The organism is Actinokineospora baliensis, from assembly GCF_016907695.1.
Classification (GTDB): domain Bacteria; phylum Actinomycetota; class Actinomycetes; order Mycobacteriales; family Pseudonocardiaceae; genus Actinokineospora; species Actinokineospora baliensis.
Genome location: NZ_JAFBCK010000001.1, coordinates 6,550,757 through 6,564,266, shown reverse-complemented (window position 1 = coordinate 6,564,266; position 13,510 = coordinate 6,550,757). Strand labels below are relative to the sequence as shown.

Below are 13,510 nucleotides of genomic sequence, written 5' to 3'. Positions count from 1 at the left end.
GCCGGCGCTGGCCCGCAACGGTAGGCCGCCCTTGTGGCGGCGAGCCCGAACGCCTGTGGGGCGCGGCGTGCTCCGAACCGTCGAGGACCGCGGGTCGGGGCCCGGGTGCTCCGCCGCGCGCGGTACCCGGGATCCGCCGCGCCCTCTCGTGCGAGAGGCGTTGGACATGGGCCTTGGCCCCAGAGCAGCAGTCTTGGCCAGTGTCATCACCGTCGCGCTCGCCACGAGCCCGGTTGGCGCCGCCGCGCAGGCGGGCGCCACGGCCGATGACACCGCCGCCGGGTGGTTAGCCCGCCAGCTCATCAACGGTGAACACGTCGAGAGCGTCCCGACCTTCCCCGACTTCGGTCTCACCGCCGATGTCGTGTTCGCCCTCGACGCGGCCGGTGTCGCCACCGACGCCTCGGCCAAGGCGACGGCCTTCCTGGCCACACCGGACAACGTCCTGGAGTACGCGGGGGACGGTGCCGCCGAGTCGTACGCGGGCCCGTTGGCGAAGTTGGCGCTGGTCGCCGAGTCCCGCGGGCTCGACCCGAAGTCCTTCGGCGAGGTCGACCTGATCACCGAGCTCGGCGAGCTGCAGGCGCCGTCGGGCCGGTTCACCGACGCTTCCGCCCAGCCGGACCAGTCGAACGCCTTCAGCCAGGCGCTCGGCATCCTCGCGACGCACCGCGCGGGCGGCGCGCCGGCCAAGGCGGTCGAGTTCCTCGCGGGCACGGCCTGCCAGGACGGCGGGTTCCCGATCGACTTCGACGAGGCCTGCGTGTCCGATGTGGATGCCACGGCGATGGCGGTGCAGGCGCTGGCCGCGGCGGGCAGCACCGACGCGGCGAACGCGGGCGTGACCTGGCTGGTGGGCAAGCAGTCCGCCGCGGGCGGGTTCAAGGCGAACCTGCCCGGCTCGGTGGACAACGCCAACTCCACCGGGTTGGCCGCGCAGGCCCTGCGCGTGGGCGCCAAGACCGCGGAGGCCGACAAGGCCGTCACGTTCCTGACCGGGCTCCAGCAGGGCTGCGCCGCCGCGGAAGCCGTGCGGGGCGCCATCTTCTACGCGGCGGGCCAGGGCGAGAACGCGGTTCGCGCCACCAGCCAGGCCATCCCCGGCATCCTGGGGATCAGCTACGCCAAGGTGAGCGCGGTCGGCGCGAGCAACGCCCTGCCCACTGTGGACTGCACCACCCCGACCACCACCACGACGACGTCGAGCACGATCGACCCGGTGGTCAACCCCGGCGGGAACGGCACCAACCCGGTTCCGCAGGGTGGCAACTCGCCCGCGCTCGCCGCGACCGGCACCTACCGTCCTTCTGTTACGTGGCTCGGCGTTCTGTTGCTGTTGAGCGGTAGCGCGCTCGTCGTGCTCGCTCGCCGCCGTCCGTCCGTGCGCTAAAGGGGAGAACATGAAGACCGCTATTCGTCGTACCGCCGCCGCCTCTGCTGTCGGGCTCGCCGCTGCCGCCATCCTGGCCGGGGGAGCTTCCCCGGCCCAGGCCGCCGCCTGCTCCGGTACCTCGGGCGTCACCGTCGTGGTCGACTTCACCGCGCTCGGCGGCTCCGTCCAGACCGCCTGCGCGCTCGGGGACCCGACGTCGGGGCTCACCGCGCTCACCGGCGCGGGCTTCAGCTACGCGTTCGTCCCCCGGCAGCCGGGCTTCATCTGCCGTATCAACACCCTGCCCAACCCGTGCAACGGCGCGCCGGTCTCGGCGTACTGGTCTTACTGGCACGGGACTCCGGGTGGGACGTGGTCTTACAGCAGCAGCGGCGCGGGTAGCTACAACCCCGCGCCCGGAACCGTGGAGGGATGGGCATTCGGCGCGGGCACTGCACCCACGCAGGCACCGTGATCGTTCGGCTCCTCCTCACGGGCCTCTTAGCGGCCGCCGCGCTCGTGGTCGGTGCCCCGACCGCGAACGCGGCGGCGTGTGAGAGCACCGGGGTGACCGTGGTCGTCGACTTCGGTTCCCTGGGTGGCGGCGTTCAGACCCGCTGCGCGCCCGGCGACCCCAACAGCGGGCTCACCGCGTTGGCCCAAGCGGGTTTCGGCTACACCTTCCCGACGCGACAGCCCGGGTTCGTCTGCCGTATCGACAACCGGCCGGGGCCGGACATCGATGCCTGTGTCAACACGCCTCCGGCGACCGCCTACTGGTCTTACTGGCACGCCGACCGTGGTGGCTCGTGGAACTACAGTTCTTTCGGTGCGGCCAACCGCGATCCAGCCTCAGGCACGGTCGAAGGGTGGTCCTACGGTGCGGGCAAGGCGCCGGGTGTCGCGCCGCCTGCCAAACCCGCGCCGAACACGCCGGTAGTTCCGCCGCAGCCCGCACCTGTGCCGACTGTCGCTCCACCAGCGGCACCGCCTCGCACGACAACGCTTGCGCCGACCACAGCCACTACGGCGGCTTCGCTTGTCCCAACGACGACCGCGCAGCCAACTACTACGACAGCGGGTGTTGCGCCGACGAGTTCGGCACATGAGTCCACTACGACGCCATCGCCGCCGCAACCTGAGCCTGCCGCGGCTCAGAAGGAGGCAGGTGGTGGTTCTATGACCCTGATCGTCGTAGGCGCTGTTGTTGTTCTGCTCGCCGGTATCGCCGCTGTCACCGCTCGTCGCAGGGCCAAGGACGAGTAGTGCGCCCACCCCACTCCGGCGCCTGGTGGTTGTGGGCGCTCGGATTGGCGGTTGCGGCCAGCCGCACCACCAATCCGGTCCTGTTGGCGGTGATCCTCGCGGTCGCCGGGTTTGTCGCCGTGCACTGCCGGTCGAACGCGCCTTGGTCTTCGGCGTACGGCATGTTCCTGAAGTTCGGGCTCCTCGTCATCGCCATCCGCCTCGTGTTCTCCATCCTCGTCGGAGGCATCACAGGACCCACAGTGCTGTTCACGCTGCCCGAGGTGCCCTTGCCGGATTGGGCCAAGGGGATCCGGCTGGGCGGCGCCGTCACCGCTGAGGGGCTCCTCTATGCCCTCTACCAAGGACTTCAGCTGGCCACCCTTCTCTGCTGCGTGGGCGCTGCCAACGCGCTTGCTGATCCGCGCCGCCTGCTCAAGTCGGTCCCGGCCGCTCTCTATGAGGTCAGTGCGGCAGTGGTGGTCGCTTTGACCGTGGCGCCGCAGCTCGCGGTATCGGCTAGGGCGGTGCGGCGGGCTAGAGCGTTGCGCGGTGACGCTGTCCGTGGGCGCAACGCGGTGCGGACTCTGCTCGTGCCGGTGTTGGAAGACGCGCTGGACCGGTCACTGCACCTCGCTGCTGCGATGGACTCCCGCGGATACGGCCGCACCGCGGGCCTACCGAAACGGACTCGCGTGACAACAGCCGTGCTCGTACTCGGCGGCCTTATAGGTCTCTGCGTAGGCGCTTACGGCCTCTTAGATGCGCAGGCTCCCGCGTTCGTAGGTGTACCGGTTCTCCTAGTGGGAGTCGTGCTCGCTGGTGCCGGATTGGTGCTGGGTTCCCGGCGCCTGAGCCGCACCCGCTATAGGCCCGACCGGTGGACGGTGCCGTCAGTTCTCATCGCTGCCTCCGGCGCGATCGCTGGTGCGACAGCAGTGCTCGCGGAGGCGTTCGGGGATCTCTCGCTGATCCCGTCCACCGTTCCACTGTCCGCGCCGGAGGTACCGCTGGTGCCCGTGATCGGTGTCTTGGCCGCCCTGCTGCCGGTGCTTCTCACACGCCAGGAGGCGCGCTCGTGATCCGATTCGAGCACGTGACGATCGCCTACGCGGATGTGCCCGTGCTGGTCGATGTCGACCTGGAGATCCCAGAAGGGGAGCTGTGCCTGATCGTCGGCGGTACCGGCGCGGGCAAGTCCACCCTTCTGCGTGCCGTCAACGGACTCGTTCCGCACTTCACCGGTGGCGCGCTCACCGGCCGCGTCCTCGTTGACGGGCGCGACACCGCCACCAACCCGCCGCGGGAGTTGGCGGACGTGGTCGGGATGGTCGGCCAAGATCCCGTCGCGGGTTTCGTCACCGACACCGTTGAAGAGGAACTCGCCTACTCGATGGAGTCACTCGCGATCCCCGCCGCCACCATGCGCAAGCGCGTGGAGGAGACGGTCGACCTGCTGGGGCTGGCCGACCTCCGGGACCGGCCGCTGGCGTCGCTGTCCGGCGGGCAGCAGCAACGGGTGGCGATCGGCGCGGCCCTGACCGCGCACCCCCGGATCCTCGTGCTCGACGAACCCACCTCGGCCCTGGACCCCGGAGCCGCCGAAGACGTCCTGGCCGCTGTCCACCGCCTCGTGCACGACCTGGCCATGACCGTGGTCATCGCCGAGCACCGGCTGGAACGCGTCGCCCAGTACGCCGACCGCGTCGTGTGGCTACCCGGCGGTGGGGCGGCTCCGGTGATCGGCGATCCCGGCCCCGTTCTCGCGGACGCTCCCGTCGCGCCACCCGTGGTGCGGCTGGGTCAACTCGCGGGCTGGACCCCGCCGCCAGTGTCCATTCGAGACGCTCGTCGACTCGCTGGACCCTTGCGCGAACGTTTGCGCGACGTGATTCCGCCGGTGACCGAGGCCGTGCTCGACCGGGAGCTCTTGGCGGCGAAGGCCGTCTCCGTCCGGTACGGCAAGACGCCCGCCGTACGGGACGTGACGTTGACCGTGTCGGCGGGGGAGCGAGTGGCGGTGATGGGACGCAACGGCTCCGGCAAGTCGAGCCTGTTGTGGGCTCTGCAAGGCAGCGGCAAACGAGCCTCGGGCACCGTCGACATCGAGGGACAGGACCCCGCCGCGCTCAATCCCCCGGCCCGGCGCACGAAGATCGGCCTAGTGCCCCAGCAGCCGTCAGACCTGCTCTACCTGCACACCGTCGCCGCGGAGTGCGCGCAAGCCGACAGCGAGTCCGGGAGCCCTGACGGCACGTGCCGTGTGCTGCTCGACGACTTGGCCCCCGGCATCCCCGACGACATCCACCCGCGTGATCTCTCCGAGGGACAGCGCCTTGCCTTGGTGCTCGCCATCGCGTTGACCCCACGCCCTACTGTCTTGCTGCTAGACGAGCCGACCCGAGGTCTGGACTACCCCGCTAAGAGCCGGTTGGCAGACGCCTTACGCACGCTCGCCCGTGCAGGGCACGCCATTGTCCTTGCCACCCACGATGTCGAGTTCGTCGCCGAAGCAGCGGAGCGGGTTGTTGTCCTCGCCGATGGTGAGGTGGTCGCGGACGGCCCAGTGGAACAGGTCGTCACCGCGTCGCCGGTCTTCGCGCCGCAGGTTGCCAAAGTTCTCGCCCCACAGCCATGGCTCACGGTCGCTGCGGTTAAGACCGCTTTGGCGGCTCTATGAACACGCCGGTAAGAATCGGGCCGCGGTCGGCGGTGGCGCTAGCGCTCTCCGCGGTGATGGGCGTGGTCGCATTCTGTTGGCCACTAGTCGTCGACCCCGGGGTGGGCATCGCGCACGGGCGTGACGCACCTCTTGTGTTCGCACTGCTCCTACCCGTCGCGCTCGCCGTAGTCCTCGCGGAACTCGCGGACGGCGGAATGGACGCCAAAGCCGTCGCGATGCTCGGTGTCTTAAGCGCGCTAGGTGCCGCACTACGACCGCTGGGCGCGGGCACCGCGGGCATCGAGACGATCTTCTTCCTGATGGTGTTGGCAGGCCGGGTCTTCGGGCCGGGGTTCGGGTTCGTCCTCGGCAACACGACGCTGTTCGCCTCCGCGCTGCTCACCGGTGGCGTCGGGCCGTGGCTGCCCTACCAGATGCTCGGCTCCGCCTGGGTCGCGTTGGGCGCGGGACTGCTGCCCAAGGTGAACGGGCGCCTCGAACTGGTCATGCTCGCCTGCTACGGCGCCATCGCCGGACTGCTCTACGGCTTGCTGCTGAACCTGTCGTTCTGGCCGTTCGCGCTGGGGTCCGGGACGACGCTGTCCTTCGTGCCCGGTGACCCGATCGCCGACAACCTCACCCGGCTCTTCCTGTTCTCCCTGGCCACCTCACTCGGCTGGGACATCGGTCGTGCCATCACCACCGTTGTCCTCGTGCTCGCCACCGGACCCGTGCTGCTGCGCGTGTTCCGGCGAGCTGCCCGCCGTGCCCGCTTCCACCCCACAAGAGAGGAACTCGCATGAGACGTAGGACCCTGGCGCTGGCGATCGCTTGCGCCGTCTCGGTCATCGCGGTGCCCAACGCCGCGGCCGCGCCCACAGTCGTCCCGGCCCAGGCAGCCGCGGGCTGGCTCGCTCGTCAACTGGTCGACGGCGACCACATGGTCACCGAGTTCGACGGTGTCTCGTACCCCGACCACGGCCTCACCATCGACGTCGTGCTCGCCCTGGCGGCCAGCGGCACGGGCAACGGCCACGGTGCCGCCGCGCTCAACTGGCTCGCCCGTCCCGAGAACCTCGGTAGCTACATCGGCACTGACGGTGACGCCTACGCGGGTGCCACCGCCAAGACCGCCCTGGCCGTCCAGGTCCGCGGCGGCAACCCCGCCGCGTTCGGCGGAGTGGACCTCATCGCTCAGCTGCGTTCCCTGCAGGCGCCGAGCGGCCGGTTCTCCGACGTCTCCGCCTGGGGCGACTACAGCAACACCATCACGCAGTCACTGGCCGTCGTCACTCTCAGCCGCACCGCCGCGGGCGCGCCGACCCAGGCCGTCGACTACCTCGTCGCCGCGCAGTGCGCCGACGGTGGCTACCCGGTCGCCCTGGGTCAACCGACCTGCGTCAGCGACACCGACGCCACTGGGTTCGCGGTCCAAGCCCTCGTCGCGGCCCGCCGCCCCGTCCACACCGCGGTGAACTGGCTCGTCGGGCGCCAGCAGCCCGGCGGCGGCGTCGCCGCGGGCCCGGGCACCGGAACCCCGAACGCCAACAGCACCGCGCTCGCCCTGCAGGCGTTCCAGGTGGGTGGTCGGCCGTTGCCGGGGCTGCGCGCCCGCGGCTTTCTGCTGAACCTGCGCGTCACCTGCGCGGGCCCGGTCACCGACCGCGGCGCCATCGCCTACGACGCGAGCGGCTTCGTCACCGCCACCGCGGCCCGGGCCACCCCGGAGGCCGTCGTCGCGTTGCGCGGTCGTCCACTCGCGACGCTGTCCTCGGCGGGGTCGACCTCGGCGGTACCCACGCTGGCCTGCTGAAACCCGGTTGCCTGGCCGTCGCGTCGCGGCGGCCAGGTCAATTCGGTGTATTGCTTCCCGGGTTCGGCCCTTGAGCGGGCAACCGCGGTGCGCCCATGCTGTGTGGACACCAGCACCGATCGAGGAGCGCACCGTGACGATGGCCGCGTCGATCACCGATGACGGGGAGGACCTGTCGGCCGAGCTGGCCGCCGCGCTGCGCGCCGGACCGTTCGACCGCGCACTCGACCTGGCCATCCGCCGCCGCGGCCTCAGCCTGGAAGCCGTCCAGCGCCGGGTTGCCCTGCGCGGTGCCACCGTCAGCCAAGCGACGCTCAGCTACTGGCGCCGGGGCGGCCGCCGCCCGGACGGCGACCGGTCGATCCGCGCCGTGCGCGCACTCGAAGACAGCCTGGGCCTGCCCCGCGCCGCCTTAGAGCGGCTACTGACCCCGGTGCGTCCCCGCTCGCCGGAGGACACCGCGGCCGGGCTCGCCACCGCATTGGACCTCTCCCCGGCGGCCATAGAGTCCTGTGACGGCATAGACCTCATCGGGAACAACCGGCTGGCGTTGATGTCGCTGCACCAGCACGTCCACATCGGCCCGGACCGCACCGAGCGCCTAGTGCGCACCGAGATCGTCGCCACGGCCCGGGTCAACGGGGTCGACCGCTGGGTCAGCTTCTTCCACCCCCAAGACGGTGAAGGGCACCAACCCACCGTCATCGACACCCGGTGCTGCCGTCCCGCCCGAGCCCGCACGGACCCCGACAGCGAACTGCTCGCCGTCGAACTCCGCTTCGACTACCCCCTCAGGTCGGGCGAGACCTACGTCTACTCCTTCGACATCGGTTACGAAGGCCCGCCTCCCGCGACCGACTACTCCCAGTACGGACTGCGCACCCCAGCGCGACAACTGGTCCTACAGGTCTCGTTCGACGCCGCTCAGGTTCCTGTCCGGTGCTACCGCTACTACAAGAGCCCCGCAGGCCTGTCGTCTATCGACGGCGAGCTTCCTATAGGGCCCAGCATGACCACTCACATCGCCATCCCGGATGCACCCCCAGGCGTTCATGGGATCAGGTGGGAATGGGAATAAGAGGAGGCGCCGGCCGCGGGCTGGCGTAGTGAGCCCGCGGCCGGCGGCTGCTAGCGGGCAGGAGCCTTTCGCGCGATAGCGGCCTTCATGACGTCCAACCCGATCAGGTTGAACGGACGTCCAAGGCTGCGCATGAGCGAGTTCTCCGTTGGGCGGTACACGCCGCGCTTGTAGTAGTAGCCACCCTGGTAGGTGCCGATGACGCCGCCGTCAGGGGACGTCTTGCCCAGGTAGGAGTACCACTTCACGCGGTAGCGCGACATCGTCGCACTTGTGTAGGTGGAGACGTTGACCTCACGCGGCTCCGCACCCGTGTAGAGGTCGTTGGGGTAGTCGTACTCGTCGGCGAGCCCGCCGATGGAGTGCCCGAGCTCGTGCGTCGCGATCTGGCCGGACTGCGCGTTGCCGCCCGAGGAGGTCGCGACACCGCCGCCCGCGCCGCCGTACTTGGTGCTGTTGGCCACCGCGAGGACCTGGTCGGCGCCCGGCGCCAAGGCGGCGTACTGCTTGGCCTTGGTCTCGTTGACGCACAGCAACCGCTCCATGTCCCCGCACCAGAAGTACATGTCCAGCGCGGTGCTGCGGCTGACCCCCTTGCTCGGGTCGTTGTCCACACCGGACTGCGTGGACACCACGTTGACCTGCCACACGTTGAACGAGTTCTTCATCGACTTGAACGGCTCGACCTGGATCAGCTCGTTCCAGCGGTTGACCACGTGCTGGTGGTAGGTCGCCATCTGCGCGGCGGTGTAGCCGTCGCCGACGAAGACGAGGTCGAACTTCGAACTGGAGGGGCCCGCGTTCTGGATGGTGACGACATCGGCGCTCACCGCGGCGAGCGGGGCGGCGGTGGCCACCGGCGCGGCCACCCGCGCCCGGGTGATCTTGCCGTCTGGGGAGAAGACCTCCTTGACGACCGTGTTGGGCGGGGCGGGCGCCGCTGGGGGAGCCGCGGTGGCGGCGGGCTGCACCGCGACCACGACGGCCGCGGCGACACCGGCCGCCGCTGCTGCGGCGAGCAGGGATTTCGTGCGCATGGTGCTCCGTTTCAGGCAGGGAAGCGCAGGGACGTGCGCAGAGCCCGCCCACTGTCGCCCGCACGCCGAGCACCCGGGTAATCACAGCTTGCATAACCCGTTTTTATGAGTGACCCCCCGATCTGTTGAACGCCCGGGTGCGCCAGACCTAGGCTCAGCGGATGGACTTGGAGTTGCGCCATCTGCGGACGATCTGCGTCATCGCCGATACGGGCAGCCTCACCAAGGCCGCCACGGTGTTGGGGCTCTCGCAGCCCGCCCTCACCGCCCGGCTCCGGCGCGTCGAGACCGAGATCGGTACCGCCCTGTTCACCCGGGGCGCCCGCGGCGTCGAACCGACCGTGGTCGGGCAGTTCGTGCTGTCGCGGTCGCGCGCCATCCTGCACAGCGTCGCCGACCTGCACTGCGGCGCCGAGCGCTACTTCGACGCGACCGCACCGGTGATCGCTCTGGGCGGCGCCGTCGGTTCCGTGTCGGTCGGGCTCGCGGAGCGGATGGTGGAGAGCCTCACCGGTGTGGAGATCCGCCTGACCATGGAGTACTCGCCCAGGCTGCTGTGGGACCTCATCTGCGCGGGCAGGCTCGACGTGGTGGCCACCGTCGACTACCCGGGCTACGAACTGTCATCCACGGCCGACATCGAGTGCGTCACCATCGCTCACGAACCCATCTTCGTAGCGCTGGCGGAATCGGACCCCTTAGCCGACCGCGACGAGATAGACCTGCCGGAACTCGCGGACCGCACGTGGGTGATGACGCCGTCCGACGGCGCGGGCTGGCCCGACTGCTTCCACGTCGTGTGTGAGCACGCCGGGTTCACACCCAGGGTCCGCTACACCTCGCCGAGTACCGAGTCCATCCGTGATCTGGTGGCTGGCAACCGCGCAGTGACAGCGTGTCAAGCGGTCTATAGGGCAGGGGATGGCGTTGTTGTCCGTCCGTTGACCGGCAGCCCTGTCGAGATGCGCCACGTCTTGGCCTACCGGCGTGAAGGACCGGTAGTCGAGCACATGGCTTCAGTCGTCGACTTCGCCATGCGGGCCTACTGGTCTTACGCGAAGCAGTACTCACACCACTTCGACGCCCTACGTCACCGCGCTCATCTAGTCCACTGAGGACTTCTTACGGCGCAGCAGATAGGTGTCCATGATCCAGCCCTTGTCCTTCCGGGCGGTCTCACGGGTTCGGCGGATCTGCTCGGCCACCTCGGTAAGAGGGCCAGACACGATGATCTCGTCCGCTGTTCCCACATAGGCGCCCCAGTGGATGTGAACGTCCGGGTCATCCGCGTAGGCCAAGTACGCGTCCCGCGCGTCCAGCATCACCACTACGTCGTCGACCCCGTCCGGCCACGCTTGCTCCAACCGCCGTCCCGTAGTCACCTGCACCGCTCCACCTACCTGGTTGAGCGTGGTGTGACAGCGAGCGGCGAGCGCGGACACACTGCTGATCCCCGCGTACACCTCTATGTCGAAGTCGATGGTTCCTCGCGCGCGGATGTCTTCCACGACGGAGATGATGCTGTCGTAGAGCGCGGGATCCCCCCACACCAAGAACGCCCCGGTCTCCCCAGGCGCCAAGTGCTCCGCGAGCAGCCGCTCACACACGTCAGCGCGTCGCTTGCGCCAATCCTCGACCGCCTCGCCGTACCCGGCCTCCGTGCGCAGCCGCTGCGGATCCGGCACCCGGGCGAGCCGGTACCCGCCACCGGGCACGTGCGCGTCCAGGATGGCCTGGCGCAGGTCGGAGAGCTCCCCGGCCGCGTCCGGCTTGTCGAGGAAGAAGAACACGTCGGCCCGGTTCAACGCGGCCACCGCGGCCACCGTCACGTGCCCGGGGTCACCCGCCCCGATCCCGATGATCTCCACGCGCCTCGTGTCCATGCCCAGACCCTAACCGGCGGTGTTCGGACAGCCGGATGACAGGATGGCGGCATGCAGACCCAGCCCCGCCGGACGCTGGTGCTCGGCGGGACCCGCTCCGGCAAGTCCGCCCACGCCGAAGGGCTGCTGCGCGGCGACACCCCCGTCGACTACCTGGCCACCGCGCGCCGCGACCCCGGCGACGCCGAGTGGTCCGCGCGCATCGCCGAGCACGTCGCCCGCAGGCCTGCCCACTGGCGCACCGTCGAGGTCCCCGCCACCGCGGACCTCGGCGACCACCTGCGGGAAGCCCACCTCCACAGCCCACCGGTCCTGGTCGACGACATCGCCACTTGGCTCACCGGCGCCCTCGACGACACCGGCTGGGACCGCGCGACCCGTCCGAAGGCAGCTCGCGACGACTTGGTTGCGGCGGTGGCCGCCTGCCGAGCGCGCCTGGTGTTGGTCTCCGCGGAGGTCGGCTTGGGAGTCGTTCCCTCTACCAGCGCTGGGCGCCTCTTCCGCGACGAGCTGGGCGCCCTTAACGCCGATCTCGCCGAGCAGTGCGACGAGGTGCTCCTCTTGGTCGCGGGCATCCCCATGCGGTTGCGCTGATGACCTCCCTCTCTTACGGCCTCCGGCTGTCCTTCCACTGGCTCACTGTCGTACCTGTCCCTGCCCAGCGAACTGATCCAGAGGTCCGCAAGTGGGCCATAGCCGTCGCGCCCGTCGTAGGGCTGGTACTGGGTGCACTCACAGCTGGGCTCTTGTTCTGCCTTAGAGAGATAGGCCTGCCCTCGCTGATCGCCGGCCTCTTGGCGGTCGGTGCCCTGGCGTTGATGACACGGGGCATGCACCTCGACGGCTTGGCTGACACAGCCGACGGCCTCGGCTGCTACGGCCCGCCCGAGCGTGCTCTCTCGGTCATGAAGGAAGGCGGCGTGGGCGCCTTCGCGGCCGTTGCTCTGGTCATCGTGATCGGAATCCAGGCAGCCGCCTTCGCGACACTTAGTGCGTCTGAACGACTACCCGCTGTCGTTCTCGCTCTTGCCGTTGGCCGCGCGGCGTTCTCCTGGTGCTGCCGCCACGGCGTCCCACCAGCGCGCCCTGACGGGTTCGGTGCGTTGGTCGCGGGCACGCAGCCTATTGCGGTGCCGATCGTGTGGACGTTCGTGCTGTGCGTGGCCGGGGTCTTCGTGGTCCCCGGGAACCCGCTGCTCGGCCCCGCCGGGGTCGCCGTGGCGGCGGTGGTGGTGGTCTTGCTGACCCGCCACCTCCACCGCCGCCTCGGCGGCGTGACCGGCGATGTCTTCGGTGCGAACGCCGAGGCGGCCACCACGGCCTTCCTCATCGTCTGCACCATCGCTTGACAACCGGAGCCTGACCAGCGGGACTACCGGAAGTCGGCGGCGTGGTCGGTCGCCCACTCCCGCAACGTCTTCGGCGGCCTGCCGAGCACGTCGGCGACCGTGGGCAGCGGGGTCTCCGGGACGGCGGCTGCCCCGGCCCAGATGCCCAGCAGCCAGTCCGCGACCCAGCCCGGCACCTCGGCGGGCAGTTCCGCCTTCCACCGCTCCGGCGCGAGCTCCTCGAACCTCACGGTCTTGCCGATGACCGCGCCGATCGTCTCCGCCTGTTCGACCTTGGTCAGCACCTCGGAGCCCGTCAGCGCCAACGCCTGGCCGACGTGCTTGTCGGTGAGCAGCGCCGCGACGGCGACCTCGGCGATGTCGACCTCGTGGATGGCGGTCTGCGCCGCGGCCCTGTGCGGCTCCCGGACCACGCCCTCCGCCCGGATCGAGTCCGCCCACTCCAGCAGGTTCGCCGCGAACATCCCCGGCCGCAGGTGCGTCCACTCCAGACCGGAGTCGACCACGGCCTCCTCCGCCACCCTGTGCGACTCGCCGACCTGCGCGTCGTCGAACCCCACCGACGCCGACGACAGCAGCACCACCCTGCTCACGCCTGCCCGCTTGGCGTGGTCCAGCACGGTCGCCGTCTTGCCCGCCGTGAACAGGTAGAGCCGGTCGACGCCCGCGAAGACGGCCGGGTCCGGTGCTCCCAGGTCCCCGCCGACCACCTCGACGCCGTCGGCGAACCCCGCCCCGGCCCGGCGCCGCGTCATCGCCCGCACCTCGACCCCGGCCGCCACCAGCCCGGTGACCACGTGCCGCCCGACGGTGCCCGTCGCCCCGGTGACCAGTACCCGCATGGTTCCCCCTCCTCCACGGGCCGATCCCCAAGATCAAGCCCCGGTCGACGCTAGCCACGGTCGGAGCCCGCCCGCACAGAGCAATTAGCTTTCGCTAATCCCGGGGTTTCCCGGCCAGGTCTCGGTGCGGTGAACGACGTCCGGTCCTAGTGGGACGGATGGGTCGTCCGAACGCACTAGACCGCCCGCCGTCGATGATCGTCCAGTGTGGACAGGTCGACCACGCACC

At 70.1% G+C, this 13,510-nt stretch carries 14 protein-coding genes; 11 read left to right on the top strand and 3 right to left on the bottom strand.

The genetic code is table 11. The features are described from left to right. Positions 1–193 precede the first annotated feature (193 nt). The 8 genes from JOD54_RS29010 to JOD54_RS28975 all read left to right on the top strand — a co-directional run bounded on the left by JOD54_RS29010 (position 194) and on the right by JOD54_RS28975 (position 8,170). Positions 194–1,390 carry a prenyltransferase/squalene oxidase repeat-containing protein gene (locus tag JOD54_RS29010; RefSeq protein WP_204455133.1) on the top strand — a complete coding sequence of 399 codons (1,197 nt, stop codon included), beginning with the start codon at positions 194–196 and terminating at the stop codon, positions 1,388–1,390. A gap of 10 nt (positions 1,391–1,400) precedes the next feature. After that, positions 1,401–1,847, top strand: a complete 447-nt coding sequence (locus JOD54_RS29005) for an SCO2322-related protein (protein WP_204455132.1) — start codon at positions 1,401–1,403, stop codon at positions 1,845–1,847. Then, positions 1,844–2,638, top strand: coding sequence for an SCO2322-related protein (locus JOD54_RS29000; protein WP_204455131.1), 795 nt, complete (start codon positions 1,844–1,846; stop codon positions 2,636–2,638). Before JOD54_RS29005 ends, JOD54_RS29000 begins: the two co-directional genes overlap by 4 nt. Beyond that, on the top strand, positions 2,638–3,699 hold the full coding sequence (locus JOD54_RS28995; RefSeq protein WP_204455130.1) for a CbiQ family ECF transporter T component: 1,062 nt from the start codon (positions 2,638–2,640) through the stop codon (positions 3,697–3,699). Before JOD54_RS29000 ends, JOD54_RS28995 begins: the two co-directional genes overlap by 1 nt. Next, on the top strand, positions 3,696–5,297 hold the full coding sequence (locus JOD54_RS28990; RefSeq protein WP_204455129.1) for an ABC transporter ATP-binding protein: 1,602 nt from the start codon (positions 3,696–3,698) through the stop codon (positions 5,295–5,297). The genes JOD54_RS28995 and JOD54_RS28990 overlap by 4 nt, the downstream gene beginning before the upstream one ends. Further along, positions 5,294–6,082, top strand: a complete 789-nt coding sequence (locus tag JOD54_RS28985) for an ECF transporter S component (RefSeq protein ID WP_204455128.1) — start codon at positions 5,294–5,296, stop codon at positions 6,080–6,082. The genes JOD54_RS28990 and JOD54_RS28985 overlap by 4 nt, the downstream gene beginning before the upstream one ends. Beyond that, positions 6,079–7,092: a prenyltransferase/squalene oxidase repeat-containing protein gene (locus JOD54_RS28980; protein WP_204455127.1), complete on the top strand. Its 1,014-nt coding sequence runs from the start codon at positions 6,079–6,081 to the stop codon at positions 7,090–7,092. Before JOD54_RS28985 ends, JOD54_RS28980 begins: the two co-directional genes overlap by 4 nt. Before the next feature lie 133 nt (positions 7,093–7,225). Then, complete coding sequence (locus JOD54_RS28975) at positions 7,226–8,170, top strand: helix-turn-helix domain-containing protein (protein WP_204455126.1); 945 nt, start codon at positions 7,226–7,228, stop codon at positions 8,168–8,170. Positions 8,171–8,220: 50 nt separating this feature from the next. Here the strand turns inward: JOD54_RS28975 and JOD54_RS28970 are convergent, their stop codons facing one another. Next, on the bottom strand, positions 8,221–9,207 hold the full coding sequence (locus JOD54_RS28970; protein WP_204455125.1) for a M64 family metallopeptidase: 987 nt from the start codon (positions 9,205–9,207) through the stop codon (positions 8,221–8,223). Between the two features lie 161 nt (positions 9,208–9,368). Here JOD54_RS28970 and JOD54_RS28965 point away from each other — a divergent pair, with 161 nt between their 5' ends. After that, positions 9,369–10,322: a LysR family transcriptional regulator gene (locus tag JOD54_RS28965; RefSeq protein ID WP_204455124.1), complete on the top strand. Its 954-nt coding sequence runs from the start codon at positions 9,369–9,371 to the stop codon at positions 10,320–10,322. Here the strand turns inward: JOD54_RS28965 and cobF are convergent. Further along, entirely contained in the window at positions 10,311–11,090 is a 780-nt protein-coding gene (cobF, locus tag JOD54_RS28960) for a precorrin-6A synthase (deacetylating) (protein ID WP_204455123.1), read from the bottom strand. The genes JOD54_RS28965 and cobF overlap by 12 nt on opposite strands. Positions 11,091–11,141: 51 nt before the next feature. Here cobF and cobU point away from each other — a divergent pair, with 51 nt between their 5' ends. Together cobU and JOD54_RS28950 are read left to right on the top strand one after the other, a co-directional pair. Further along, a complete protein-coding gene (gene cobU / locus JOD54_RS28955) occupies positions 11,142–11,684 on the top strand; it encodes a bifunctional adenosylcobinamide kinase/adenosylcobinamide-phosphate guanylyltransferase (RefSeq protein ID WP_204455122.1) in 543 nt (180 codons plus the stop codon). Further along, positions 11,684–12,439: an adenosylcobinamide-GDP ribazoletransferase gene (locus JOD54_RS28950; RefSeq protein ID WP_204455121.1), complete on the top strand. Its 756-nt coding sequence runs from the start codon at positions 11,684–11,686 to the stop codon at positions 12,437–12,439. The genes cobU and JOD54_RS28950 overlap by 1 nt, the downstream gene beginning before the upstream one ends. 23 nt (positions 12,440–12,462) lie before the next feature. Here the strand turns inward: JOD54_RS28950 and JOD54_RS28945 are convergent, their stop codons facing one another. Further along, positions 12,463–13,281 (bottom strand): NAD(P)H-binding protein, encoded by an 819-nt coding sequence (locus JOD54_RS28945; RefSeq protein ID WP_204455120.1) that lies wholly within the window; start codon positions 13,279–13,281, stop codon positions 12,463–12,465. Between the last annotated feature and the right edge of the window lie 229 nt (positions 13,282–13,510).